This window comes from Arcticibacterium sp. SM2516 (genome assembly GCF_057914865.1).
In genome coordinates this window covers 4,214,349-4,240,999 of record NZ_CP195290.1, presented here as the reverse complement: position 1 = coordinate 4,240,999, position 26,651 = coordinate 4,214,349, and the positions used below count along the sequence as shown (strand labels likewise).

Annotated in this window: 21 protein-coding genes; 17 read left to right on the top strand and 4 right to left on the bottom strand. The window is 36.3% G+C overall.

Annotated elements, in window-relative coordinates:
• Window positions 1–52: 52 nt before the first annotated feature.
• Window positions 53–1,930 (top strand): polysaccharide biosynthesis protein, encoded by a 1,878-nt coding sequence (locus ACSBFT_RS17450; RefSeq protein WP_489601742.1) that lies wholly within the window; start codon window positions 53–55, stop codon window positions 1,928–1,930.
• Here ACSBFT_RS17450 and ACSBFT_RS17445 read toward each other — a convergent pair.
• From ACSBFT_RS17445 to ACSBFT_RS17435, 3 genes are all read right to left on the bottom strand, one after another.
• Window positions 1,893–3,392 (bottom strand): capsule assembly Wzi family protein, encoded by a 1,500-nt coding sequence (locus ACSBFT_RS17445; protein ID WP_489601740.1) that lies wholly within the window; start codon window positions 3,390–3,392, stop codon window positions 1,893–1,895. The genes ACSBFT_RS17450 and ACSBFT_RS17445 overlap by 38 nt on opposite strands.
• 4 nt (window positions 3,393–3,396) lie before the next feature.
• A complete protein-coding gene (locus ACSBFT_RS17440; RefSeq protein WP_489601738.1) occupies window positions 3,397–5,454 on the bottom strand; it encodes a T9SS type B sorting domain-containing protein in 2,058 nt (685 codons plus the stop codon).
• Window positions 5,455–5,560: 106 nt separating this feature from the next.
• Entirely contained in the window at window positions 5,561–6,976 is a 1,416-nt protein-coding gene (locus tag ACSBFT_RS17435) for a capsule assembly Wzi family protein (protein WP_489601736.1), read from the bottom strand.
• Window positions 6,977–7,205: 229 nt separating this feature from the next.
• Between ACSBFT_RS17435 and ACSBFT_RS17430 the strand changes: the two genes are divergently transcribed.
• From ACSBFT_RS17430 to ACSBFT_RS17365, 14 genes are all read left to right on the top strand, one after another.
• A complete protein-coding gene (locus tag ACSBFT_RS17430) occupies window positions 7,206–7,748 on the top strand; it encodes a hypothetical protein (RefSeq protein WP_489601734.1) in 543 nt (180 codons plus the stop codon).
• Window positions 7,749–7,754: 6 nt separating this feature from the next.
• Entirely contained in the window at window positions 7,755–8,852 is a 1,098-nt protein-coding gene (gene gmd / locus ACSBFT_RS17425) for a GDP-mannose 4,6-dehydratase (RefSeq protein WP_489601733.1), read from the top strand.
• 182 nt (window positions 8,853–9,034) lie between these two features.
• Window positions 9,035–10,054, top strand: coding sequence for a PorP/SprF family type IX secretion system membrane protein (locus ACSBFT_RS17420; protein WP_463045278.1), 1,020 nt, complete (start codon window positions 9,035–9,037; stop codon window positions 10,052–10,054).
• A 109-nt stretch (window positions 10,055–10,163) separates the two neighbouring features.
• Entirely contained in the window at window positions 10,164–11,630 is a 1,467-nt protein-coding gene (locus ACSBFT_RS17415; protein ID WP_489601731.1) for an amino acid permease, read from the top strand.
• An 89-nt stretch (window positions 11,631–11,719) separates the two neighbouring features.
• Entirely contained in the window at window positions 11,720–13,288 is a 1,569-nt protein-coding gene (locus ACSBFT_RS17410; RefSeq protein ID WP_463045280.1) for an alanine/glycine:cation symporter family protein, read from the top strand.
• Between the two features lie 134 nt (window positions 13,289–13,422).
• A complete protein-coding gene (locus ACSBFT_RS17405) occupies window positions 13,423–14,700 on the top strand; it encodes a DUF349 domain-containing protein (RefSeq protein ID WP_463045281.1) in 1,278 nt (425 codons plus the stop codon).
• A 51-nt stretch (window positions 14,701–14,751) separates the two neighbouring features.
• Window positions 14,752–16,713 carry an ArnT family glycosyltransferase gene (locus ACSBFT_RS17400; protein WP_489601729.1) on the top strand — a complete coding sequence of 654 codons (1,962 nt, stop codon included), beginning with the start codon at window positions 14,752–14,754 and terminating at the stop codon, window positions 16,711–16,713.
• A gap of 84 nt (window positions 16,714–16,797) precedes the next feature.
• A complete protein-coding gene (locus ACSBFT_RS17395; protein WP_463045283.1) occupies window positions 16,798–17,028 on the top strand; it encodes an acyl carrier protein in 231 nt (76 codons plus the stop codon).
• A 6-nt stretch (window positions 17,029–17,034) separates the two neighbouring features.
• Window positions 17,035–18,087, top strand: a complete 1,053-nt coding sequence (locus tag ACSBFT_RS17390; protein ID WP_489601728.1) for a 3-oxoacyl-ACP synthase III family protein — start codon at window positions 17,035–17,037, stop codon at window positions 18,085–18,087.
• 6 nt (window positions 18,088–18,093) lie between these two features.
• Entirely contained in the window at window positions 18,094–19,068 is a 975-nt protein-coding gene (locus tag ACSBFT_RS17385; RefSeq protein ID WP_489601726.1) for a ketoacyl-ACP synthase III, read from the top strand.
• Between the two features lie 12 nt (window positions 19,069–19,080).
• Window positions 19,081–19,713: a PglD-related sugar-binding protein gene (locus tag ACSBFT_RS17380; protein WP_489601724.1), complete on the top strand. Its 633-nt coding sequence runs from the start codon at window positions 19,081–19,083 to the stop codon at window positions 19,711–19,713.
• Between the two features lie 6 nt (window positions 19,714–19,719).
• Window positions 19,720–20,703, top strand: a complete 984-nt coding sequence (locus tag ACSBFT_RS17375; RefSeq protein ID WP_489601722.1) for a glycosyltransferase family 2 protein — start codon at window positions 19,720–19,722, stop codon at window positions 20,701–20,703.
• A 32-nt stretch (window positions 20,704–20,735) separates the two neighbouring features.
• Complete coding sequence (locus ACSBFT_RS17370; RefSeq protein ID WP_489601721.1) at window positions 20,736–21,848, top strand: aromatic ring-hydroxylating oxygenase subunit alpha; 1,113 nt, start codon at window positions 20,736–20,738, stop codon at window positions 21,846–21,848.
• 2 nt (window positions 21,849–21,850) lie between these two features.
• Window positions 21,851–23,197 carry an NAD(P)/FAD-dependent oxidoreductase gene (locus ACSBFT_RS17365; protein ID WP_489601719.1) on the top strand — a complete coding sequence of 449 codons (1,347 nt, stop codon included), beginning with the start codon at window positions 21,851–21,853 and terminating at the stop codon, window positions 23,195–23,197.
• 74 nt (window positions 23,198–23,271) lie between these two features.
• Here ACSBFT_RS17365 and lgt read toward each other — a convergent pair whose 3' ends face one another.
• The gene (lgt, locus tag ACSBFT_RS17360; protein ID WP_463045290.1) at window positions 23,272–24,108 is read right to left on the bottom strand and encodes a prolipoprotein diacylglyceryl transferase; all 837 of its coding nucleotides are present in this window, start codon (window positions 24,106–24,108) and stop codon (window positions 23,272–23,274) included.
• A gap of 217 nt (window positions 24,109–24,325) precedes the next feature.
• Between lgt and argC the strand changes: the two genes are divergently transcribed.
• Complete coding sequence (gene argC, locus ACSBFT_RS17355) at window positions 24,326–25,294, top strand: N-acetyl-gamma-glutamyl-phosphate reductase (RefSeq protein ID WP_489601717.1); 969 nt, start codon at window positions 24,326–24,328, stop codon at window positions 25,292–25,294.
• Window positions 25,295–25,334: 40 nt separating this feature from the next.
• Window positions 25,335–26,465: an aspartate aminotransferase family protein gene (locus ACSBFT_RS17350; RefSeq protein ID WP_463045292.1), complete on the top strand. Its 1,131-nt coding sequence runs from the start codon at window positions 25,335–25,337 to the stop codon at window positions 26,463–26,465.
• Window positions 26,466–26,651: the final 186 nt, after the last annotated feature.

The following is a 26,651-nucleotide window of genomic DNA, read 5'->3' as shown; positions in this document are numbered from 1 at the left end:
ATACTTACAATCGGTATCCGAAAAATTCGTTTCCAAATGGCTCATATTGCTGATGGACATTATTATTGTCTGTTGCTCTTTTGTATTGGCCTCTTTTATAGAATTTAATTTTGATTTTCGATACTTTGATGCCTCGGTTTTTAAGTACCAATTAATAATTGTAGTTGTTCTAAGAACAGCGGCATTTATTTATTTTAAGACTTATACTGGAATCATTAGGCATACAAGTATAGAAGATGCTGTTAATATTTTTAAAGCCACCTCTTTATCTAGTCTTGTATTAATTGTTCTCAATTATATAGATTTTGAGATCTTGTCTCCCTATTTTCATGTTCCAATTTCCATCATTATCATTGGTTTTTTTATCGTTTCAATGGGGCTGATTTTTAGCCGAATAATGGTAAAAAGTACTTATGAAAGATTATTGAATTCATTCAAAGTGGAAAAAAAGGTCTTTATATATGGAGCAGGTTATTTAGGCAGAATTAGTAAGAATACACTTCAACAAGATAAACGATTGAGATATGAGGTTTTGGCATTTATTGACGATAATCCTCAATTGATAGGTAAAACTATTGAAGGGGTTAGGGTAATAAGCAGAAAAGTTGCAATAACTTCCTATCTAAAAGGAGATATTAAAATGCTTAAATCCATAGAAGTAGTATTTGCTATACAAGGTATAAGCTCAACTAGGAAAAATGAAATCATTGATGAATTGTTAGAAACAGGAATAACCATTAAAATTATTCCACCGGTAAAACAGTGGATGAATGGGGAATTGAGTTCTAGTCAAATTAAAAGTATTAGAATTGAAGACCTTCTTGAACGTGATCCCATTACTTTAAATAATAGACTTGTAAGTTCTTTTTTAAGGGGTAAGGTGATTCTTGTAACGGGAGCAGCAGGCAGCATAGGAAGTGAAATTGTTAAACAAGTCATACGTTTTGAACCTAAAAAGGTTCTTATGTTAGATCAGGCAGAATCGGCATTATACGACTTAGAAACTGAGCTGAAAAGATTAGGAAAACAAACGAGTATTGAATGTATTTCCCTTGTAGGAAGTGTTTTGGACAAAGTGCAGTTAACGAATGTTTTTGAGAAGGAGCAACCAAATGTTGTCTTTCATGCAGCGGCATATAAACATGTACCCTTGATGGAAGCTTATCCTAATAAATCAATAGAAGTCAATGTTTTAGGTACTAGAAATATTGCAGACCTTTCTTTGAAACATAAAGTAGATAGATTTGTGTTTATTTCAACGGATAAGGCGGTAAATCCAACCAATGTGATGGGTGCAACTAAGAGATTAGCCGAAATGTATGTTCAAAGTCTCAATGTAAATCAAAATAAAACAAGGTTTATAACAACAAGGTTTGGTAATGTACTCGGCTCTAATGGTTCAGTCATCCCTTTGTTTAAAAGGCAGATTGAAGATGGAGGACCAATTACAGTTACTGATAAACGAATTATAAGATATTTTATGACTATACCTGAAGCATGCCAGCTTGTTTTGGAAGCAGGTACGATGGGTAAAGGCGGAGAGATTTTTGTTTTTGAAATGGGGGAGCCGGTTAGGATATATGATTTAGCCAAGAGGATGATAAAACTCTCCGGCCTTCAAATTGGTCAGGATATTGAGATAAAGATAACTGGGTTAAGGCCTGGAGAAAAGTTGTTTGAAGAGTTATTAAATGATGCAGAAGCAACTTTGCCTACCCATCATCCGAAAATAATGATATCGAAAGTCAAGTCATGCAATACCGAAGAACTAAGTACTGCAATAGAACGTTTAAGTAAAAGCTTAAATGAGGAAAAGATATCTTTGGTGTCTCAGTTGAAAACCTTGGTGCCAGAATATATAAGTCAAAATTCGGAGTATCAATCCCTTGATATTATTGATTTGAGTTCCAAGTTAGACCAAGGTTTATAGCTGTTCGGTTACCTAAAAAATCGCCCCAGTCACTTGCCACGGCAACATTTAACACATAGCTTTTAATTCTTGTATTCCAACCCAAAAATAAGGAATGTTGAACTAGTTCATTGAACGCAAACCCATAATTACCATAATTTTTACTTTCTGCATATTTTGCAACGAAGTTTTGATTATTATAGGATACCATACTGCTAAAGTTTAAAGCTAAAATTCGGTTGTTAAAAACCTGATAATCAATAGTTTTAGATGAGTAGGGTATTAAAAAAGAGTATTCGCTAATGGGTAGAAAAAAAGAGTTGGCCAAAGTTATCGATTGATATGTCCATCCGTCTTCATATAGAGAGTTGTTAAAGTAATTATCCCGTCCCCTTAGTTCTGGGATTATATTTCCACTTCCTCCTTTACCTCCTTGATTTCTAGAGTCTAAGTATTCAAAGTTAATTTTTCTAAGTTTGACTTTGGAGTTTGTTTTTAAAGAAGGACTTAAAGTTATACCTAATAAACCATCGCTAATATTACTTAAGTAAAACAAACTGCCATCTTCATAGATACTTTGACGATATATAAAAAGCTTTCCAATAAGCGTTTCGAATGCTAAGGCTACATCAATTGTTCCAAGGTGGTTACCCGCTCTATTAAATGCTTCGTTATAGGGAACGCCATCTTTGTCCAGTCCAGCGTCCAATTTTCTGTTTAGGCTTAAGCCAGAAACGACGTTGATATATGTCTTTAAATCAGAAGGGTATTTTGTTATAATTTGTTCTGTTTTACTATCATACCACGGAACGGTCGGTTGTCCTCCCCACTGTACTTGATGATTAAATCCTCCATAAAACTTAATCTTCCAAGTAGGTCTCCCAATTCGGGTGTAGAAAGTTTTTTGATGTAGGTAGTAGTTTTTTACCGAGTCTGTACTGCCAAACCAACCATGTGCATAGGAACCTTTGATTGAGACTAGACCGTTGTCAATGATAGGTACATAATTGGGTGTAGCGATTTGAACCTTTGGGATAGGCAAGGCATTGCCTGACCAAACAAATGAGCCACTAGTAAGTGTTGAGTCTACTAGGCCTAAAATCTCTTTTCTTCTTCCTGAGTATAGTTCGAAAGAGCGATAGCGGATTTTCATGTAAACTTCAGAAAAAGTAGCACGGTTAACTTTTCCAGCATTTAAAAAACCAGTAATTCCATACCCATAGCTGAACTTATTTAGGTCTTTATTTTTCGTGTAAAGGCTATCATATTCATGATGAGCGGAGGCTTTTAGTTGTACGAATTGCGATTCGTAAGGGACTTCTCCATATTGATTAGTTTGCAACCAAAAGGGCAGCTTCTCGGAGTTGGAGATGAACAATGAAGAGCTAAGTGCATATTTATTGTTCTTGATTAACTTCTGACCACTTAGAGGAATGGATAGGAATTGTACGGAAATTAATAATAGTAATATTTTAAACGTCATTAAATCAAAATATGTTAATCGCTCCACCAAGATTAGTGGTCTCTCCTTTTTTGCTTGTGTAACTTAATGTATATGGATAAACTCCCCGGCTTACAGTCTGTCCTTTAAATGTACCATCCCACTTAAAAGCAGGGGATGTACTATTGAAAACTAATACTCCCCATTTGTTGTAAATATTGATATTGAAAGATTGAAGAGTTCCAAAGTTACCAAATAGTCTGAAATCTTTAGTTTTTTCAAAGTTTCCATTAGGTGAGAAAGCATTTGGTATGAAAAGTTCGGTTTTGATAGGTATACTTACTGTGTTTGAAAAGGATTGCTGTCCAATGCTATTTGTAACTTTTATTAAAAACTTTGCTTCGTTTTCTACACCAACCAGATTGGGATTATAGCTGTTAGTGGTTAATTCAGTATCGTAAAAAACAGGTGTTTTAATTCCCGTAAATTCATCGATCTGATATATTTCGAAATTGTTTGTGATGTATGAAGAAAATGGATTCGCAGACTCCCAAAATAACTGTTCGGAAAAATCTGTTTCTAAGTAAATGGAGCAGACTTCTGGTGAAAGCAAGGATTGGAAACCACATACATCTTTAAAGCTGACTTTATAGCAATTGGAAGAGTTCTCATTAAAAAGATAGTCTGAAAAGTTAAGATTTATAGTGCTATCTATCAATTTATAGTTATCCCCATTTTCTCTATATAAATAGTAGGAATTACGTTCAAGTTTCCAGTTGCTATCATCTTCAAAATAAATATCTACTTTATTCTCTGTTTGAGAAACAGATGTATATAATTCGGTGATTTTTTCAGGGATGAAACTGCTGTCGTTGAAGCAAACTACATTTGATAAAATGATAGTCTCAAAATTCTTATTAGCAAAGAAGCCTTTGCTTGTGGTTTTTAGTTGATAACAGATGCTTTTTTCGCACTGGAATGGATGGGTTATTTGCCCTTTTGATGAATTTATTGTGGAGTCATTTTTGTTGCTAAGATCATCCCAATAAATTAGTTCTAGTTTGTTTTCTCTTTTCCCTAAGGAAGGATTGAGACTTATTATATCATAGAATTCATTTTTATGTGGGATAAATTCTAAATGATTGGTTATACCGTCAGTCTCTAAAGAAATAATAGGGGTTGTGCAAAAATCGGGGGATCTTTCGGTTCCTCCGCATTCTTCACTTCTTGAAAGAGTGATACAAAAGCTCTTAGATTCGTCTGGAAGACTAATTTGTACCTTTCCAGGTTGGAGTTTACTGAGGTGTGGTTTGTCTAAATTTACTAGACCTGAATTTTCGTTTAAAAAAAGAAAATATCCTGAGCTTGAATATGAACCATTAAATGAAAGTTCTACGGTTTTAGAATCCACTAATTCTAATTTGTCAATAGATAAGTAAGATTCTTTTTGTCCTGAATTTGAGCCAAGTTGAAATGAGGATTTAGATGAGCAAGAGCTTGGGTTTTCGTCATTAAATCCTTCCACAGAGAAAGTTTGACTTTCATCAACGGTTTTACTTTTAGTAAAAGGTAAGTCAGCTTTATTTACAGTTTGAATATTTGCGTTTCCCCAGTCGATTTCGTAGAAATCAAAATTATTTGTGGAATCTAAAGGAATACTAATTTCTAGGACATTGATATTACAAGTGCTGAAGCTGAACTTTGCTTTAGCGTTTGGGTAGATTTTAACATTTTTGCAGGAGTAAAAGTCTTTCCCCGAGTTATCTTGACCAAATTGAAGAATCGTATAATTGGAGGTTTTTTCGGGTTCAAAATAGGTGTTTTGTGAATTATTAATAGGTAAACTTGAATCAGCAGAAGTTAAGCGTTTTCCTTGGTAGTAATAGTTATATTTAATATTTGAACCTCCAGTTTTGTCCTTTAGTTTTACGGTATATTGTCCGCAGCCTACGTCTGGAGTTAATAGTTCAAATCCATCTGGAATCAACTTTAAGTTATTATTGCCATCGCATAGGTCTTGAGAAAATGATAACAGAGGCACCCATAGCAAAAGGTATATACCAAATGCAACGAAGTTAATTTTAGTAATATTTAACTTTGCCATTCCGTTTCATATTAAGGGACTATAAAGGTAATTAGAATACGGCAGTTTTGTCAACAAATATTATTTAATGGTTTGATAGAGCATGTTCGCCTTGAATAATAAAAAATTATTTAAATATATACCTCAATGAGCTTCTAGAGCCAAAAGAGGAAGAGTATAACGTGCCTTCATCTAAAGAAAATATTTGTTGTAAAAACCATCTGGGGCTTAATGTCTTTTGAAGAAGTATATTTGATGAATGTTGTTTTTTTAGCAATTCTTTGCCGTAAGTTCCATAATTAAGAGAATAGGCATGCCTAATTTCATACTTGGCAAATTTCAAATCCCCCTTAAATATGATAGAAAAGTACTTAACTCTATTGTTGTACCTAAGTGCCCCGTTTTCAGATTCATAAATGATAAAAGGGTTTCCAATTATTCTTTTCTTAAAGGACCAGCTTTGATAAACGCCATGGAAAAAATAGTTGTCGACCTCGCCGTAGTTGCTTTCATTTAGTTTTCCAAACCTTGTCCTTCCCTGACTTTTTGAATAGAAAAAATCAAAAGTAAGTTTATTTAGACTGTAATATGGTAAGGTGAAACTGGCTGTATAAAGTCCATCTTCTATATTATTCAAGTTTTTAACTGAGCGACCGAAATCATAAGGTTGCTGTTTGCCAACGTAAAGTTTCCAATTATTAATTCTTATTTCTGTGCCAATATCAATAGATCCTAATTGATTCCCGATGGCAAGACCTCCGTCATATCCTGTTACTTTTTGGGGATTAGGAGGTACAATTTTTTGTAAAAAAGGAAGGAGTAGGTACTGGTAAGAGTATAATGGATAAGGAGCCAAGTCTCCGTTTATGGTCGGTGGGATTGGTCCCCCAACGTCTTTCAAGATTTCAGAATATCCTCCCCACATAGCCTGATGATTGATGCCGGTGTAAAACTTAACCTTTGCGTTTTCTTTGCCGAGTTTTAGATACAGCCATTTTTGATGTAAAAAATGACCTGAAACGACACTGTCTTTGCCAAACCATCCATGTGATATTCCGGCTTTAATAGAGACCCTGCCTTTTTTTTCAATCGGAACATACCCTGGCGTATGCAATTGTACTTTAGGTATGGGTAGGGCGTTTCCAGACCAGATGTAAGAACCTGAGGTACTCAATGTATCGGTCAATCCGAAGATTTCCTTTCTTCGCCCAATATAAAGTTCTAATGATTTCCAGCGTGCTTTTAAAAAGGCTTCAGAAAGCAGAAATTCAGTGTTCTTATTGAAATTACTTAATGCTGTAATGCCATATGCCCAATCAACTGACTTTAATTTACCCACCGTATTTCTGGTGCTGTCATATTGGTTTTGAAGTGAGAATTTGAGCTGTAAAGAAGGTAAGGTTTTAGGTGTTTCTCCATAATTATTGGCATGAAGCCAAAATGGAGCCTTGTTTTCATTGGCCAAGAATAAACTTGACTCCAACCAAATCGATGTTTTCTTTGAAGATTGAGCATTCAATTCGAGCCCTCTTACCAAAAACATAATAAGGAAAAGTTGAATTATTCGTTTGAAAGATATCAAGGTCTAATGGCTTTAAGTTATTTATAATCAAGTTACGGAATAGAATTTAATTTTGGAGACATTGAAGCCTTTCGAACGCTTAAATTTATTATTAGGTAGGTCATTTTTACTGGTTTCCATAAAATGTTCAATATTTCATATAATTTTGTAAATTCAAAAGGCATGGATTTTAGATTTTAATTTCGTTTTCATGAAGTATATCATATACCTGATTCTTTCTTTTACAATACTGGTTTCCTGTGCAAGGAACATTACTTCTAATAAGTCGGAGGGCTCTTCTGAGGTTTCGAATTATGAAGAGTCTCTTGCAGGGGTTAGACCAAAGATGAAAATGATGAAAGAACCCGTGAACAATAAAGCGGAAGAAAAAGAGCTTGATAGAAATGCTTATGTGCCGGTGTCTTTAAAAAGCGATAATGAAAAAATTGATAAAGTTCTAGATGACATTTCAAAACATAATGCCTCTATTACAGAGCTTCCAGGTTATCGTTTGCAGATTTTTTCTGGTAATAGTAGAGAAGGTTTTGAGATAGCGAAATCGTATATCTTACAACATTATCCTGAGTTAGAAATTTATGAGTCGTACAGTCAACCAACTTACAGAGTTAAGGTTGGAGATTTTTTAAAGAAGATGGATGCAGACAAGTATTATGCATCAATAGTAGGGAGGTTTTCTTCTTCCAAAGTGGTAATGGACAATGTAGATGTCCAAAAAGGTTTAAAAATAAATTAATCGATTTTGAAAAAAGCACTTATTACTGGCGTAACAGGTCAGGACGGAGCCTATTTGGCTGAGTTTTTACTTGAGAAGGGATATGAAGTTCACGGAATTAAAAGAAGAGCTTCATTATTCAACACAGATAGAATAGATCATATTTATAAAGACCTTCATGAGGCAGATGTGAGGTTTGTGTTACATTATGGCGATCTAAGTGATTCTACAAACATCATTAGAATCATTCAAGATGTTCAGCCGGATGAAATTTATAACCTTGGAGCCATGTCTCATGTTCAGGTTAGTTTTGACTCACCTGAGTATACCGCGAACGTCGATGGCATAGGTACACTTAGAATTTTAGAAGCGGTTAGGATTTTAGGTTTGACAAAAAAAACAAGGATATATCAGGCTTCAACTTCTGAATTGTACGGCCTTGTTCAAGAGGTTCCTCAAAAAGAGACCACACCATTTTATCCACGTTCTCCTTATGCGGTGGCGAAAATGTATGCGTATTGGATTACAGTGAATTATAGGGAAGCTTATGATATGTTTGCTTGTAATGGTATTTTGTTTAACCACGAATCTCCGCTAAGAGGTGAAACGTTCGTTACAAGAAAGATTACAAGGGCAGTAGCACAGATAGCATTAGGCAAGAAGAATTGTCTTTATCTTGGAAACATGGATGCCAGAAGAGACTGGGGCCATGCTAAGGACTATATTGAAGCCATGTGGTTGATTTTACAACAAGAAAAGCCGGAGGACTTTGTAATTGCTACGGGTGTTACCACCACCGTTAGAGATTTTGTAAAGATGGCTTTCAAAGAAGTTGGGATTACCCTAGAATTTAAAGGCTCTGAAGAAAAGGAAGTTGCTGTAGTAGTAGCTTGTTCTAATCCAGAATTTCAAGTGGCCATAGGTGAAACTGTAGTGGCTGTTGACCCGAAATACTATAGACCAACGGAGGTAGAATTATTAATTGGAGATCCTACAAAATCCAAAACTCAACTTGGTTGGGAGCCTAAATATGACCTGCCAATGATGGTGAAAGAAATGGTGGCGGCCGATGTAAATCTGTTTCAGAATCAATCAGGCTTAAACAAAGCAGGTAAAGCCTTGTAATTTATTTTTCGTTAATGCGTTCTTTATAAGTCTTCTGATTAGTGAAGGTTAATTTTATCAAATTTTAGATAAACTTCACTGCTCAAGAGGCTTTATGTTTGAGATTCATGGGGAGCTTCATATAATTGGAATGAAAATTGTATATTAGACCTAATGTATCTTTAAATACAGAATGTGATTAAATGAAAAAAAGCATTTACATCTTATTGTTTTTGGTATCTGGGCTAGAAGCATTTCCTCAAGACCCTCAGTTTTCTCAGTTTTATGCTGCTCCCATGTATCATAATCCTGCCTTTACGGGTGGAGGCTATGCACCAAGGCTGATTTTCAATTATAGAAATCAATGGCCCTCATTAGCTGCTAATTATACTACTTCTGCCGTTTCTGTAGACCACTATATAGACAAATTCAATAGTGGCGTAGGTTTAATGGTCGTAAACGACCAGCAAGGATCTTCTAGATTAAAGAATACAGAGATATCGGGCTTTTATTCATATCAGTTAAATTTAATAGATGACCATTATTTAAGAATGGGTGTACAAGCTACCAGCTCAAACAGAACCTTCGACTCTAACGGTTTAACATTCCCAGATCAGTTTGATAATAATGGATATACTGGTGGAGTTTCTTCAGATCCTTTAGCTAATTCAGGGAGTACCGTTAAGTTTGTGGACTTTAGTGGAGGTATTTTGTATTATAATCCGTCGGCATATTTGGGGGTTTCGGTGCATCACCTTACACAACCGGATATGGCTTTTACTTCAACAGGTGACAATCTTCCCAGGAAAATAATGGTAAATGGAGGTTTGAATATTCCATTGGCAGACTTATCCACTACGGGAAACAAAGAATTTGTTTTAATACCAACCTTCCTATATAAACAACAAGGAAAATTTAACCAGTTGGATTTGGGAGCCTACGTTACATATAGCCCTTTGACTTTTGGTCTTTGGTATAGAGGAATCCCCATTAAGAAAAACGATACGAATGCATTGAATCATGATGCTTTAGTGGCTTTAGTTGGTTTTAGATTCGATAACTTTTCTTTCGGATATAGTTATGATTTGACCATTAGTGGATTAGGAGCATCATCAGGAGGTTCTCATGAAATATCAATAGCTTATCAATTTGACCCATTTGAGACTTCTAAAAGCCAAAGCCCGCGAAGGAGAAAAAAGTCATTGTCGTGCCCCAAGTTTTAGGAGGTGCGACGTGGAGGTAATAGTACTTATTTAGAGGTTTGTCTTTCAAACCTCTTTTTTTCGTTTATATTGCGGTAATCAACGACCTAACTACAAAGAAATATTTCTGATGGCATCAAATTTATGGGCTAAAAAGTCAATTGATAAGCTGGTACAGTCTGCTTCTGGAGAAAAGAATGAATTAAAGCGGACACTTAGTTCCACCAGTCTAGTAGCATTGGGAGTTGGGGCAATCATAGGAGCGGGACTATTTTCCTTAACCGGTATTGCTGCCGCGAATCATGCAGGCCCAGCAGTCACCATTTCATTTATACTTGCAGCAGTAGGTTGTGCATTTGCCGGACTATGTTACGCAGAGTTTGCTTCTATGATTCCAGTTGCAGGGAGTGCTTATACTTATTCTTATGCCACAATGGGAGAATTTGTAGCTTGGATTATTGGTTGGGATCTAGTTTTAGAATACGCATTAGGTGCTGCCACGGTGGCCGTTTCTTGGTCGAGATACTTGTTAGAACTTTTGAGCTCTTGGGGTATTCACTTACCCGTAAATTTTGTTTGTTCCCCTTATGAAGTGCTGGAGTTAGCAGATGGAACTATCGTCAATGGTGGTTACATTAACCTTCCCGCAGTGGTTATTGTGGTTTTATTATCCCTATTATTAATTAGAGGAACGCACGAATCGGCTAGAATGAATAATATTCTAGTAGTTTTAAAAATTGCGGTAGTCATTCTTTTTATAACACTTGGCTGGGGTCACATTGACCCACAAAACTATGTGCCTTATATTCCAGAAAATACAGGAGTAAGGAGTCAATTTGGTTGGACGGGAATTGCCACGGCAGCTGCCGTAGTATTTTTTGCATTTATTGGTTTTGATGCGGTATCCACCGCAGCTCAGGAAGCCAAAAATCCTCAAAAGGGTATGCCAATCGGGATATTGGGCTCCTTAATCATTTGTACCATACTTTATGTTTTATTCTCACATGTAATGACAGGCCTTGTCCATTATACAGAATTTGCCAATGACGCCAAACCTGCAGCTACGGCCTTTGCTAAGACTGGATATGGCTTCCTTCAAAATGGTTTAATCATTGCAATATTGGCGGGTTACACATCGGTTATGCTTGTGATGTTATTAGGACAAAGTCGGGTGTTTTATTCCATGAGCACAGATGGTCTATTACCAAAGTTCTTTGGAGCAGTCCATAAAAAGTTTCACTCGCCTTGGAAAACCAATTTGTTCTTTATGGTTTTTGTTTCACTTTTTGCCGGATTTGTACCCGTTAGTGATCTGGGGCATATGGTGAGTATAGGTACTCTGTTTGCCTTTAGTCTTGTTTGTGCTGGAGTATGGATTTTAAGGGTCAAAAGCCCAGAAATACCTAGGGCTTTTAAAACGCCACTGGTTCCATTAGTCCCAATTTTGGGTATCATTGTTTGTGTTTATCTTATGACCTCATTGCCAATAGAGGCATGGTATAGGCTTGGTATTTGGCTAGCTTTGGGCTTGGTGATATATTTTGTGTATGGGCAAAAAAACAGTAAAATAAATAAGGAAGAAGACGAAAATATGTAATTAGATATCGAAAATGCATTAATAGTGATACTATTTCGTTTATCTTGCGAGCCACTTTTGAATAAATAACCTATAACCCAAATAAAAGAATGATGCTTTTGAACCTCTTGGCTTTCCTAGACCCAGAAAAAGGAATTGACGAAATTATTAATGAATGGTTTACACCTATTGCAGACGCTTGGGGTAATATTGTTCTTTTTAAAGTTTTTGGAGTTCCATTCATTTTAGTTCTTTTGGTAGGTGGGGCTTTGATGTTTACCATCTATTTTACTTTAATAAACATTAGAAGATTTCCTTTGGCTATCAATATAGTAAGAGGGAAGTATGATCATATAGAACAAGGCGAAGATCCTGTAACGACCCAAAATTTAAATGTAGTAGACGGTGATATAGTAGATACCATCAGGATAGAAGGAAAGGATGGAGAGGTTAGTCATTTTCAAGCCTTAGCCACAGCGGTGTCAGGTACAGTAGGATTAGGGAATATAGCTGGAGTTGCTTTAGCTGTAGGTCTTGGAGGTCCAGGAGCAACTTTCTGGATGATTGTTTGTGGGGTACTTGGTATGTCAACGAAGTTTGTAGAGTGTACTTTAGGCGTAAAGTATAGAGACATAGGTAAAGATGGAACAGTATACGGAGGACCAATGTACTATTTGAAGAAAGGTTTCGCTGAAATAGGTCTTTCTGGAATCGGAAAAGTTCTGGCTGTTATTTTTGCCATATTATGTGTTGGTGCTTCTTTCGGTGGAGGTAATGCAGCACAGTCTAACCAAGCAGCTTCGCAATTGGCCTCTTTAATGGGATTGACGGGAGGAAGCTCTGGTACCATAATTGGTCTTTTTATTGCGGTTCTAGTGGGCATAGTGATTATTGGAGGGATTAAAAGAATTGCTTCAGTAACTGAAAAAATTGTTCCTTTTATGGCAGCCATTTATGTAATAGCTTGTCTTTTTATAATCTTATCTAATTACGATTTAATTGGTTATGCCTTTGGTGAAATATTTTCTCAGGCTTTTACAATGAAAGCAGGTTGGGGTGGATTTTTTGGTGTGATGATGGTAGGTTTTCAACGTGCTGCTTTTTCTAATGAAGCAGGAGCGGGTTCGGCATCTATTGCTCACTCGGCTGTGAAAACAATTTATCCCGCGTCGGAAGGCTTGGTGGCTTTATTAGAGCCGTTTATAGACACGGTTGTTATTTGTACCATGACCGCTTTAGTAATTATTATATATAACAGCACAGGTATTTTTGAGTATGGTGGTGCAACCGTTTTAATTAATGGACAAGAAGTGGAGGGTGCTGTTTTAACATCCATGGCATTTGAGTCCGAAATCTCATGGTTTCCGTATATTCTTACTATCGCTATTGTTCTGTTTGCTATTTCCACGATGATCTCTTGGTCTTACTATGGACTTCAAGCTTGGATGTATCTTTTTGGAAAAAGTAAGCTAGCAGACTTATCTTATAAGGTAATGTTTCTTATTTTTATAGTGATTGGTGCTGCTGCAAATATGTCGGCGGTTTGGGGATTTTCAGATGCCATGATTCTAGCTCTGGTTTTCCCAAATATGATAGGTCTTTTCTTCTTGTTTCCTAAGGTGAAGCAAGAATTGAATAGATATTTGGATGCTATTAATGTTAAAAAGTTCTTTAAATAAATGAAATAAAATATCTTGGTTTAGATGACCTTTATTTCGAATTAACCACAGCTATTTTGGATTGTAACTTAAAACTGCGAGTTTTGCATTTTAGATAAGTCTACAACCTTTAGCCTGAAATAAATAATAAACACATGAAAGGTGCTACTTTAGAAAATGAATACGCTTACATCAAAGACAGTAAGGTATTTTTAAAAGGGTTTTTAGAATTACCCGACAGACAAATTGGAGAAGTAAAAAGAACAGAAGAAGAAGCTTTTCAATACTTTATAAATCGCTATGATATTGCGGTTAAAAAAGTAGAACAGCTTGAGAAAGAAATTGATGGAGCCGCTAATAAAGGCTCATATCTTACTAAACTGCTTCAGCTTAGAAAGAGATTAGAAACCTTTGATGGAATTGGAAATTTTACACCACTTCTTACTAGGTTAGATCTTAAAGAGGCCTATCTGAATGGTCTCATTGAGCTTAATCAAAAGAATAATTTAAAGGTAAAGGAAGAATTGCTTTCTGAAACAAAAGCAATTGCAGACAGTGAAGACTGGGGGCCAGTTTCTGATACGCTACAAGATATTAGAACGAGATGGATAAGAACTGGACCAGTAGAGAAAAAGCTTAATGATGAAAAGGAGGAAGAGTTTAAAACACTTTTAGACTCCTTTTATCAAAGGAGGAAAATCTTCTTTGATGAGCAGAATAGGATTATAGACGAGCGTAAAGCCAAGTATGAGGCTTTGATAGAGACTTCTTATGATCTTCACAGAAGAAAAGACTGGGAAGAGGCGTTTGAAGACATGAAGAAAATGCAGCGGGAATGGAAAGATGTAGGTGAGCTGCCAGCAAAAATGATGAAGTTTCTTTATAGGAACTTCAAAAAGTCCAATACGGGCTTTTATGAAAAATACTGTAGGGTTAAAGGTATTCAGGTTCAGAGAAGAGTGGATCCTAGGGTGGATGCTCAAATGAGAATGATGAAGGAGGCGGAAAGGTTAGCTTCTGCTGAAAATGATGCTATTTTTGATTCAACAGTGAAGGCCAAAGTTCTTCTTAATGAGTGGAAAAACGTGAGGGTTCCTTCTCACGTGGCCGATAGAGGTGTGGCTGAAAGATTTAGAGCTGCATGTGATAAGATTTTTGAATTAAGTTATCTTATGAAAGTTGTTGGAAGAAAGAATCCAACGTTTAACTTTTTAGATGATGATCAAAAAAATCATACGAAATATCGTGAAATGGAGAGCATAGTTAGAAGAGCTCGCCATGATTTGCAAGAGTTAGAGCAAACCACAAAACAGGGTATGGGAGACAGTGGAGACATGGATAGTATGATGTTTAACAACCTAAAAACTCAAAAGAGAAAGCTTCTAATGAAGGAAATTATATTAGAAGAACTTAGACGAAGAGTAGATTCTTAATTGTAATAAATGGTTTTAATGAGTTTCGTGCTTTTCGCACTATTCTTTTTTTTGTTGCATAAGAGCAGCATATCCTTAGCTCAGGGTTTAGGTTCTTACCTTATTATTTTGTTTTTGGGTTTTGTAGCAGGAACCATACCCGCGGGTTATATATTGTCGTTTTTTGATGGTATTGGCTCTCCTTTTTTGTGGGCAATTACTACTTCTGTTTTAGCAGGACTTTTCTTTCTTGGTGTTTATCTTTTCGGTAGCCCGAAGGCAAAAAGGTTAGAAGAATTAATTGCTATTTCTATTAGGAATGGTAAATCGATGTGGGCTGGATGCTCCAAATGGGAAAAACTTACTTTTGGGATTTTGGGCTTAGGTCTTGTTATCTGTACCAGTATTAATTTACTTGTTTTGTTTATGAGTTATCCCAATGAATGGGATAGCATGACAGGACATTTGGTTAAATGTGCCTATTATATTCAAAATGGAAATATGGACAGGTTGGGAGGAACCACATGGTCCATTGATTTTTATCCTAATTCACTTCCCACACTCCAAATATTAGGATTTCATATTTTTGGAGAAAAGGGCTTTAAGCTTATTCATTTCTTATCTTATTGGGCTTTCGTTCTGACTTCTTATGAAATAACCAAAGAGATTTTTACCTCTAAAAAAGGTGCTGTCTTTGTAGGGTTAATGGCCGCTTTGCTGCCTACAGCCTTAATTCAGGCCGTTACTACTGAAACGGATATTGTACAATCAGCCTATTTGGGATTGGTTGTTTATTTTCTTTTAAAGGTGTACAGAAATGCTTCTTGGCAAAATATAATACTATTTGTATTGTCTACTTCTGTTTGGGTTTCTCATAAAGTGACATTTTTACTAATAGGTCCTGCTGTTGCCGTTTTAGTCCTATATATGTTTTGGAAAAGTGAAGCCATCAGGAAAAAGAGTATTGCTACCATTCTTTTAATGCTTGTCGGTTTCTCAATCTATGTTATACCTAATGGATACATTGCAAATGTTAAAGAGGTAGGGAAGTTTAGCTTAGGAGCTCTTTCTGCACCAGCAGAGGTCATGAAATGGCATGGTATTGAAGGTTATTCTACTGGAGAAAAACTAAAGAATTTTCAATTCAATGTTTTAAGGTATTCGTCAGATTTTCTTCAGTTGGACGGCATTAGAAATACAGACTTGGGTGCTGAAATTAATAATTCCTTTAGGTTTATTCCTAATAAAGTTTTTGACAAATTTGGTTTAGAGCGAGGCCTGTTTTGGGTGGTTTATCCCTTTGAAATGATGGGAGATAAACAAATGCATTTTTATAAGGAAAGACCATATTGGGGCATTATTAGCTTTATGATGGTTTTACCTGCTATATTTTTTGTATTCTTGTTTAGGAAAAGAAAAACCAACTCCGAAGAAGTTAACATGTCATTGATTTTTATAATCGCAGGTCTGTTACATTTTTTAAGTTTATGTTTTTCTGCCCCCTATGACCCTATTAAGGCTAGATATTTCATGAATATGTGTGTGTGGTTTTTACCACTTTTAGCCTGGTTTTTTCATTTGACCAAAGGGAGAATGTATTTAGCTTTTTGTTCTATTGTTATCGTCATTACTGGAATTTTAACATTAACGCATAGAGGTTTATATCCATTAGTGGGAGAAAATAATATTTTTGAACTTGACCGGATTGCTCAGCTTAATGTTACGAGGCCAGAAGGAACGGAGGCTTATCAGAAATTTGATGAGTTGGTACCTAAAGATGCAATAGTAGCTTTAGCTGCCCAGCAAGAACATGAAGATTATGTTTACCCACTCTGGGGAAAGGATTTTGAAAGGAAATTGATACCCATTCACCCATTTAGGGCAGCTTTAAAACCCATCCCTAAAGATGCCGAATACCTGTTTTATTCCGAAGGTGTGGTAGAATACCAAGAAGGGGATATACAGCTTAATGAAGGAGACATTCTTAAAGATTCTCCTGTGCCCGATAGTAAATTCTTCTTAAGAAAGCTTTAAGCTCTTTCATTTAGTATAAGAACTACCCAGTTTTTCATTAAATTTGTATGCTTAATTTAATTTAGATTTTAAGGAACATTTCAAATGGATATAGAAGAATTTATTCAACTTTTTGCAGAGCAATTTGACGAAACTGACGAGGGGGAATTTACACCAGAAACAGAATTTCGAAAATTGGACGAGTGGGATTCAATGGTGGCATTAATGGTTATTGCCATGGTTGATGAAGAATTTAATGTTAAAGTAAGCGGCGATGACATCAGAAACTCTACAACTATTCAAGATTTAATGGATGTAGTGGAATCAAAAAAATAAACGGTTATGTCTCATTTAAATATTCCGAATGTAAGCATAAGAGGTTTGGCAGCCACTGTTCCGGCTATGATGAAGGATAATTTGACGGATCCTTTGGTTCATGATGCCGAGAAGGTATTGAAAAACACGGGTATTCAAATAAGGCACCTTGCACCTAGTCATATATGTGCTTCCGATTTGTGTGAAGATGCGGCTAAAAGGTTAATAAGCGAATTGGGCTGGCATGCGGAGGAAATAGACTGCCTTATCTTTGTGAGACAAACGCCCGACTATATTCTACCAGCTTCGGCTACATTACTACAAGAAAAACTTGGTTTATCAGAAGGGTGCTATGCCTTAGATATTGCGATGGGATGTAGTGGTTTTGTTTTTGGCTTAAGTAATATAGCGGCCTTAATGCAAGGAGGCCTTTTCAAAAAAGGTTTGCTTTTAGTGGGAGATACCATTTCAAGAACGTGTTCAGTAAACGATAGAAGCACTTATCCATTATTTGGAGATGCGGGTACAGCTACGGCTTTAGAATTTGATAAGGATGCCGCTGAAATGAAGTTTTCTTTTGGCACCGATGGTTCGGGAAAAGATGCTATAATAATCAGAGACGGCGGCTTTAGGCATCCTTTTTCTGAGGAATCTTTAGTTCAAAAGGAAAAAGGAGAAGGTATATTTAGATCTGATTCGGATCTAGAACTAGAGGGGATGGATGTTTTCTCTTTTGGAATTAGCAAAGGCCCTAGCAGTGTAAGAGATTTAGTTGATTTTTTCGATCTTGATTTTGATGGGGTAGATAACTTCGTTTTTCATCAGGCTAATCTTTTTATGAACGAAAAGATTAGGAAAAAACTAAAAATTGAAGAATCTAAGGTACCTTATTCCTTGGGGAAATTTGGTAATACCAGTTCTGCCACCATTCCTTTAACGCTCGTTAGTGAAAGGAAGGAGGTTTTAGAGAACTCTTTACAAAAGCACATTGCTTGTGGTTTTGGTGTAGGTTTATCTTGGGGTTCAGTATATTTTGAAACCGAGAACATTGTAGTTCCTGAGATTGGATACTTGAATTGATATATTATGTCAGCATTTTTAAAGGCCATTTCTTATTATTTACCAGAAAGAATTTTGACCAACGATGAGTTGGTAGCGGAGTTCCCAGAATGGACTGTAGAGAAGGTAGCTAAGAAGGTTGGTATTAACAATAGGCACATAGCAGCAGAAGATGAGTTTGTGTCTGATATGGCAATAAAGGCTTCTGAAAAACTATTTAAGGAATATAAAATTGACCCTTCAGAAATAGATTTTATACTTCTGTGCACCCAGAGTCCAGATTATTTTTTGCCAGCAACGGCATGTATCGTTCAGGACAGATTAGGGATACCTCAGCATGCTGGAGCTTTAGACTTTAATCAAGGGTGTTCTGGTTATGTTTATGGTTTGGCTCTAGCAAAGGGCTTAATAAGTGCCAATATTGCTAAGAATGTTTTATTGATAACTTCAGAGGTTTATTCCAAGCATATTCAAAATTCTGATAAAGGAAATAGGACCATTTTTGGTGACGCAGCTTCGGCCAGTGTTATTAGTACGGAAGGTTTTGCAGAAATTGGGGAATTTGTGGTGGGTACAGACGGAAGCGGTTTTGACGATTTAATCGTGAAAAACGGTGGAATGAAATCTCCGAAGCAAGGGGATGGAAACGCAGAAGACTATCTCTATATGAACGGTTCTGGCGTTTTTAACTTTACCATTGCTGCAGTTCCAGGCTTAATTAAAGAAACACTTAAAAAGAACGGTTTAGAAGAAGTTTCAGAGGCCAACTGGTATGTGTTTCATCAAGCAAATTCATTTATGTTAAACCATTTAAGAAAGAAGGTTAACATTGAAAATGAACAATTTTTAATGCACATGGAGGATTGTGGAAACACAGTTTCTTCTACCTTGCCAATTGTATTAAAAGAGCATTTAGATCGTTTTAAAAGTGGTCATAAAATTATTTTAGCGGGCTTTGGCGTAGGTTACTCTTGGGGTGGAACCATGCTTACTGCAGTATAAAAGTTATTTGATATGAAGAATCTAATTATTATTGGGGCTAGGGGTTTTGGGCGAGAAGTCTATGATTTGGCCAAGAATACACAGGCTTTTAAAGATTCAGAGTATGAAATAAAGGGTTTTTTGGATGATAAAGCCGACGCGTTAGATGGCTATAAAAATTATCCGCCTATTTTAGGAGGCGTGGAGAGTTACGAAATTCAATCAAATGATGTGTTTGTTTGTGCTTTAGGCACCGTACAACCTAAGAAACATTATGCAGAGCTTATTTTAAGTAAAGGAGGCTCGTTTATAAATTTGGTGGATTTACAAGCCAATGTTAGATCCGATATCAGTCATTTAAAAGGTGTTCTTATTTTCTCTTTTGTCTTTGTTTCGGTAGATGTTACACTGTCTGACTTTGTATCTCTTCAGCATTTTTCATGCTTAGGTCATGATGCCAAAGTGGGAGCGTGGTCACATATGAGCTCTTATAGCACCATTACGGGTTATACTATTTTAGAAGATGAAGTAATGCTTCAAACTGCAGCAAAGGTGGTTCCGAAGAAAACGGTTGGTAAGGGGGCCATGGTAGGTGCCAACTCTTTGGTTGTTAAAAATGTTAAACCCGGAGATTCCGTTTTTGGTAGCCCTGCCAGAAAAATGTAAGAAAATATGGTTGTGAATCCTTTGGTAAGTGTCGTGATGATTACTTACAATCATGAGTTATTCATTGAAGAATCTCTCTTTTCTATTTTAAATCAAGAAACCAGTTTTGAATACGAGGTCATTGTCGGAAACGACCATTCTACGGATAGGACAGACGAGATAATAAGAAATATTATTGAGACGCATCCTAAAGGTTATAGGATTAGATACTATAATAATAATCCGAACTTGGGTGTTACCACCAACTCCAAGAAGGCTTTGGATATGGTAAGGGGTAAATATATGGCCCTTTGTGAAGGCGATGATTTCTGGATTGATAACAAGAAACTTCAAAAACAGGCTGATTTTTTAGAACGTAATGAAGACTACGTTCTTTGTTTTCATAACACCAGGATAGATTACTTTGACAATCAAGGAGAGTCTTATCTTCTCAATGACGGTATTCAAAAGAATATTTTTACCCTAGATGATATGATAGGGGAAGATGAAATTTGGTTTATGGCAACAGCCAGTTTGTTTATTAGAACTTCGGCCTACGGCAAAACACCCGATTGGTTCCTGAAGTCTAAAAGTGGGGATATACCTATTATTATCCTTACAGCTAGATTTGGTAAGATGAGATATTTGCCTGACGTGATGGCGGTTTATAGAAAGAACTTAGCCAGTTATAGTCATACCGACAGCCATGAGGATAAATACTTCCTTTGGAATCGAATATTCATGTATAATAAGCTGAACGAAGAAACTGCGTTTAAATATAATGATCGTTTTAAAAGGAATATTGCTAGATATTACTTCATGCTTTTAAATTCTAAGCAGTATAAAGACAGGTATGTCAAAAATTTTGGAATAGTTTTTAAATACATTCAGCTTACCTTTCCAAGGATTCCAAATTTGAAATTGATTTTAAGGGATCATTTAATGCCGCCATTCGTAATGGATATTATAAGGAAAGTAAAGAGGGCGTTAGGGCTTATACCGCCTCAATAATTTTTTATTTAGTCACAAAAGAATAATTCTTGATGTCTCAATTTCTTTCAGCTGTAATTCCGAATCAAAAGTATTTCGATAAAGATGCTTTTAAGGAGGAGAATATTAAGGTATTTCAAAATTGTTGGTATTACATAGGCTTAAGTTCAAGTTTAAATGCACACAATGATTTTTTAACAACTGATATTGGGGGTAAATCTGTAGTGATTCAAAACATTAAAGGAGTAATTAAGGCTTTTCATAATGTTTGTACACATAGGTTTAATAAGCTTAAAGCAGAAAGAGCGGGTAATGGGTCTTTGACCTGCCCTTATCATGGTTGGTCTTATAATCAAGATGGCATTCCTTTCGGTATTCCATTGAAAAAGGAGTTTCAGGGACTTGACAAAGCGTCTTTACAAACCCTCTGTTTACCAGAATTCAATGTTGATGTTTGTGGCAAATTTGTATTTGTTAATGTTTCTAATTCAGGTATTTCACTGGAAGAATTTCTCGGCGAAAGTGCTGAAAAGCTTAAGGAAATTAGCAAAATGATAGGCAGGAAGGTGGAATACCATGAAATACCAAACAAGGCCAATTGGAAGATAGTAGTAGAAAATACCTTAGAAGGTTACCATATCAGTAACGTTCATCCTACTACGTTTTTTAAGCAAGGTTTTAATCTAAAATCAGAGGTTGAGTTTGAGGTTCAAGGATATCACACCAATATGATGCTACACTTAGCAGATAGCCATAAGGACGATAAAAGGAGAGCTAAATTTCACAAACTATTAGGCAATAGACCTTTTCAACCAGAGGGCTTTTTTCATCAATTGATTTTTCCAAACCTTTCCATAGGCTCTTTATTTGGCATCACGGTATATATAGGAAGTATACAATCTGTTTCGCCAGATGAGTCTGTTTTTGCTTATGAGCTTTATGAAACAAACTTGGGAGAAGGAGAGTTGTTGTCGGACGCGATATCTGAAGTGGTCAAATTTTCTTCTATAGAGTTTACTAGAACCACGCTGGAAGAGGATAAAGAAATTTGTGAAAATGTACAGAAGGGGATGGAGCAGTCTAATTCGGTTAAGGGAGTTCTTAATTCTTCAGAAATCAGAATTTGGGAGTTTCAAAAATCATATATGAATCTAATTAATAACTAAAAGTGGCAGACAAACTAACGATTATAGGTGGAGGAATGACTGGCCTTACGGCAGCTTATTTGGCGGCAAAAAAGGGTCAGAAGGTTCAGATACTAGAAGGAAGCGATAAAATAGGTGGTTTGCTAAATACTTTTGAAATAGGAGGAAACCAATTAGAACACTATTACCACCATTTCTTTACCCAAGATGCTGAGCTTCATTGGTTATTGAAGGAACTTAATATCTCTGACCAAACCGGTTACTATAATACCTCTATGGGGGTTTTTAGAAATGGGAAACTCTATGGTTTTAATGGTATTCTTGATTTGCTAAAGTTTAAACCAGCCAATCTTTTTGATAAGTTTAGATGGGGTTTAACCACGCTTTACTTAGGAAAGGTAGCAAACCCTACTAAAAGCGAAAATGTATCAACATTAGAGTGGTTTTATAAGTGGGCGGGCAAAGGTATGACCAATGCTCTATGGAAACCGATGCTGGACATTAAGTTTGGTCCATATGCAGACAAAGTGCCGCTTACATGGATGATTGGCAGACTGGCTCAAAGACTTAATTCTAGAAAAGGTGGAGACGAGCGACTGGCTTACATTAAAGGAAGCTGGAAAACGCTTTTAGATACCATGAAGGCCGAATTGGAAAAGTTGGGCGTAGAAATTATTACGAATGAACCAGTTCAAGAGATTGTGGTAGAGCATAATCGGATCAAAGGTATTAAAACCAAATCGCTAGAAATTAATGATGGTAAATACTTGGTGACCATTCCATCCATTTTCTTTGATAAAGTAAAAGGGTTGCCTGTAGATTTTGGAGGTAAGAATATTGAGTATTTTGGGGCAGTTTGCACCATTTTAGAGCTTAAAAAATCTTTAAGTAATATTTACTGGATGAATGTAGCCGATGATGGTTTCCCTTTTGGTGGAATTATAGAGCACACTAACATGATTCCAAAAGAAGAATATAATGGCTCGCATATAGTTTATTTATCTAGATACTTTGCGATGAGCGAAGACCTAGCAAGTATGAACGAAGAGGAGATTAAGAAAGTGATGATACCACCATTGAAGAAAATTAACCCTGAGTTTTCAGAAGATTGGATTAAAAATGTTTTTGTTTTCAAAACGAATACAGCAGCTACCGTTTGCGACTTAAACTTTTCAGACAAAGTACCTTCTTGTAAAACGGATATTGAAGGATTATATGTGGCCAATATGACCCATATTTATCCAGACGAAAGAAGTACGAATAATTCTATTCGTGTGGCTGCAGAAGCTTGTAAAGTGATGGGTATTGATACCTCAGACGTTCCTTATGGAGCTTCACTATCTGGTAAAATTGGCTTTACCGAAAAGTAATTCGTTTTACTGTATTGAACAAAAAAAATAGGTCTATTTCCTTTCGGGAGATAGACCTATTTTAGTTTTATGAGTTACGTATAAGAAATGTTGCTCAACTTCTTTTTGGCGTTTTGATTTGCCGTATAGAGTAGAAATATTCCAAATAGTACCATTGGAATACTGAGTATTTGACCCATGTTTAAGGACATGCCTTCTTCAAAAGCTTCTTGGTTTTCCTTAAGATATTCGTAGAAGAATCGTAGTACAAAAATCCAAACGAAGAAAATCCCTGAAAGTAGGCCATCTGGCAAATCGGCTTTGTACTTATTCCAAAGGCTGTACATAATCACAAATAATATTAGACAAGATATTGCTTCATATAATTGAGACGGATGTCTAGGTACCTGAGCAAACTCAAAGTTTCTTAAAAAGTTAAAAGCCCAAGGTACATCTGTTGGTTTACCTACTATTTCAGAATTCATTAGGTTTCCAAATCGTATGAAAAATCCAACGAGTGCTACGGTAACCGCCACTCTATCTACAATCCAAAGAAAAGATTGGTCAGCTCTTTTTCTGGAATAAAGCCATAAGGCGAGAACAATTCCAAAGCCCGCACCATGGCTAGCAAGACCGGCGTATGGTGGGATAAGCATATCTTTCATGAACTTGATGGGATTTTCACCAAAATGTTGCCATTCATAGAATACATAATGACCTATTCTGGCACCCAGAACGGTAGCCAAAATCATGGTGAGTAAAAGGGCGTCCAAATCTTTTTCTGGCTTACCTTCTTCTTTGAAAATTTTGGTAATAACCTGATAACCTAAAAGGAAGCCTCCGGCAAACATAAGACCGTACCATCGAAGCTCAAATTCTCCGATTTTAACAATAGTTGGGTTGATATCCCAGATGATTTCAGCTAGTAACATATTGAAGTTTTGATTGATGTAAAATTAGCCCTTTATTAACAAATTGAACAAAATTCTTGTGAATCTTGACTGCTTTATGGAATTTTGGATCATAATGACAGCTAAAAGTCAATTACATATCGCATCAGCTACAAATTACGTTTTTATACGACGTACATACCGTGTCTAATTTAAAGGATACGGCAATTTTCATTTTTTTTGAACTTAAATTATTCTAATGCAAGCCATCAAAGTAGGTATCATTGGTGGGGCAGGTTATACTGGAGGAGAACTTTTAAGAATCCTTCTAAACCACCCAAACGTAAAAATCGTTTTTAGTAATTCCGAAAGCCAATCTGGTAAGTTGGTTTCAGAAACGCATAAAGATCTTTTTGGAGAAACAGATTTACGCTTCTCTAACGAGAAGAATTTTGAAAATGTAGATGTGATTTTCTTATGTTCTGGTCATGGCCAGTCTGCAAAATTCTTAGAGGCGAATGATGTGCCCATTGATGTAAGAATAATAGACTTGAGTACGGACTTTCGTGATGAAAGTAATGGCTTTACTTACGGACTTCCTGAGTTACAGAAAGAGAAAATAGAAGCAAGTCATAAGATTGCCAATCCAGGCTGTTTTGCTACTTCTATTCAGTTGGCCATATTGCCTTTGGCAAAAGAAGGCTTGTTGAAAGATGAGGTTCATGTGAGTGCGGTGACGGGTTCTACAGGTGCTGGTCAATCTCCAAGTGCTACAGGTCATTTTAGCTGGAGAGATAGTAACATTTCGGTTTACAAAGCTTTTACACATCAGCATTTGCAGGAAATAACCCAGAGTTTGAAGTCGCTTCAAAACGATTTTGAATCTGAAATAAGCTTTATTCCGTATCGAGGAAATTTTACTAGAGGAATAATGGCTAATGTTTATACCACATTTGATGGCTCCTTAGAAGAGGCGGTTAGTCTTTACAAGGGATTTTATAAGGACGCTCCATTTGTGCATATATCAGAAGGTACTATTGATCTTAAAATGGTAGTCAATACCAATAAGTGCGTTTTACAGTTGCAAAAGCACGGTTCCAAACTGCTGATAACAAGTATTATCGACAATCTTGTTAAAGGAGCTTCTGGTCAGGCTGTTCAAAACATGAACATCACTTTTGGTTTAGAGGAGACAACAGGTTTAAACCTGAAGCCATCAGGTTTTTAGATAAAGAGTAAGAAAATCACTTATAAGTAAGAATTTAACAATGAATACATTTAATGTATACCCAGTATATGACATAACTCCTGTAAAAGCAGAAGGGTCTAAGCTTTGGGATGATAAGGGAATAGAGTATTTGGATCTATATGGAGGTCATGCGGTTATTTCTATTGGGCATTCGCATCCACATTATGTAAAGTCAATTCAAGATCAGGTAGCTAGATTGGGGTTTTACTCTAATTCCGTAAAAATGCCTCTTCAAGACGAGCTGGCAAGCAAACTTGGTGAGCTGTCTGGGTTAACGGATTATAGTTTGTTTTTAGCAAATTCAGGTGCAGAGGCCAACGAGAATGCTTTAAAATTGGCTTCTTTTCATAACGGCAGAAAAAAGATTATCGCCTTTTCTAAAGGTTTTCATGGGAGAACGTCGGCAGCGGTAGCCGTTACAGATAATCCTGGCATTCAAGCGGCCATAAATTTTGCAGAGCATGTGGTTATTTTACCTTTCAATGATGCGGAAGCCGTTAGAGCTGCAGTTGACAATGAAACGTGTGCGGTAATTATGGAGGGAATTCAAGGTGTAGGAGGCGTTAATGTTGCCACAGCAGAGTTTCAAAAAGCGATTAGGGAGGCTTGTGATAAAACCGGAGCTATTTATATTCATGACAGTGTCCAATGTGGTTATGGTAGGTCAGGTCATTTTTTTAGTTTTCAAGATACAGATATTAAGCCAGACATTATTTCTATGGCTAAAGGAATGGGTAATGGCTTTCCGGTAGGGGGAATTCTAATTTCGCCAAAATTTGAAGCTAAATTTGGAATGCTAGGAACGACATTTGGTGGAAACCATTTGGCATGTGCTGCGGCTATTGCGGTATTGGATGTATTAAAGTCCGAGAATTTGATTTCAAAAGCACAGGAGCTTGGAGAATACGTGGTAAATGCACTGAAACCCTTGGTAGAAAGTGGTAAAATAAAAGAAGTAAGAGGAAAGGGGCTGATGATAGGTATAGAACTAGATGGTCCAATAAAGTCGATAAGAGAAAAGCTGATTTTTGAAGACAAGATATTTGTAGGAGCTTCGGGAGCAAATATACTTAGGTTACTACCTAGTCTAAATGTAAAGAAAAGTGAATTAGATAGGTTTTTAGTAGCTTTGGAGGGATATTTAGGATAATTCTGAGTTGTTCAAAATACTTACTATAATCTTGATGTTTGGTCAATTTAATTTCTTTTCTCATCGACTACCATTAATAAATGTCTCTCCACTTACACGTTTGGTCTTAATTTTAGGCAAAATTCAACGGTGTAGGGGTATGGATTTATTAGGTTTTTGTAGATTTCGTTCACTTTACAATATATA

Coding starts and splice junctions, on each gene's coding strand:
- ACSBFT_RS17450 (WP_489601742.1), top strand. CDS start 53: ATGGACATTATTATTGTCTGTTGCTCTTTTGTATTGGCCTCTTTTATA.
- ACSBFT_RS17445 (WP_489601740.1), bottom strand. CDS start 3,392: ATGACGTTTAAAATATTACTATTATTAATTTCCGTACAATTCCTATCC.
- ACSBFT_RS17440 (WP_489601738.1), bottom strand. CDS start 5,454: ATGGCAAAGTTAAATATTACTAAAATTAACTTCGTTGCATTTGGTATA.
- ACSBFT_RS17435 (WP_489601736.1), bottom strand. CDS start 6,976: ATGTTTTTGGTAAGAGGGCTCGAATTGAATGCTCAATCTTCAAAGAAA.
- ACSBFT_RS17430 (WP_489601734.1), top strand. CDS start 7,206: ATGAAGTATATCATATACCTGATTCTTTCTTTTACAATACTGGTTTCC.
- ACSBFT_RS17420 (WP_463045278.1), top strand. CDS start 9,035: ATGAAAAAAAGCATTTACATCTTATTGTTTTTGGTATCTGGGCTAGAA.
- ACSBFT_RS17415 (WP_489601731.1), top strand. CDS start 10,164: ATGGCATCAAATTTATGGGCTAAAAAGTCAATTGATAAGCTGGTACAG.
- ACSBFT_RS17410 (WP_463045280.1), top strand. CDS start 11,720: ATGATGCTTTTGAACCTCTTGGCTTTCCTAGACCCAGAAAAAGGAATT.
- ACSBFT_RS17405 (WP_463045281.1), top strand. CDS start 13,423: ATGAAAGGTGCTACTTTAGAAAATGAATACGCTTACATCAAAGACAGT.
- ACSBFT_RS17395 (WP_463045283.1), top strand. CDS start 16,798: ATGGATATAGAAGAATTTATTCAACTTTTTGCAGAGCAATTTGACGAA.
- ACSBFT_RS17390 (WP_489601728.1), top strand. CDS start 17,035: ATGTCTCATTTAAATATTCCGAATGTAAGCATAAGAGGTTTGGCAGCC.
- ACSBFT_RS17385 (WP_489601726.1), top strand. CDS start 18,094: ATGTCAGCATTTTTAAAGGCCATTTCTTATTATTTACCAGAAAGAATT.
- ACSBFT_RS17380 (WP_489601724.1), top strand. CDS start 19,081: ATGAAGAATCTAATTATTATTGGGGCTAGGGGTTTTGGGCGAGAAGTC.
- ACSBFT_RS17375 (WP_489601722.1), top strand. CDS start 19,720: ATGGTTGTGAATCCTTTGGTAAGTGTCGTGATGATTACTTACAATCAT.
- ACSBFT_RS17370 (WP_489601721.1), top strand. CDS start 20,736: ATGTCTCAATTTCTTTCAGCTGTAATTCCGAATCAAAAGTATTTCGAT.
- lgt (WP_463045290.1), bottom strand. CDS start 24,108: ATGTTACTAGCTGAAATCATCTGGGATATCAACCCAACTATTGTTAAA.
- argC (WP_489601717.1), top strand. CDS start 24,326: ATGCAAGCCATCAAAGTAGGTATCATTGGTGGGGCAGGTTATACTGGA.
- ACSBFT_RS17350 (WP_463045292.1), top strand. CDS start 25,335: ATGAATACATTTAATGTATACCCAGTATATGACATAACTCCTGTAAAA.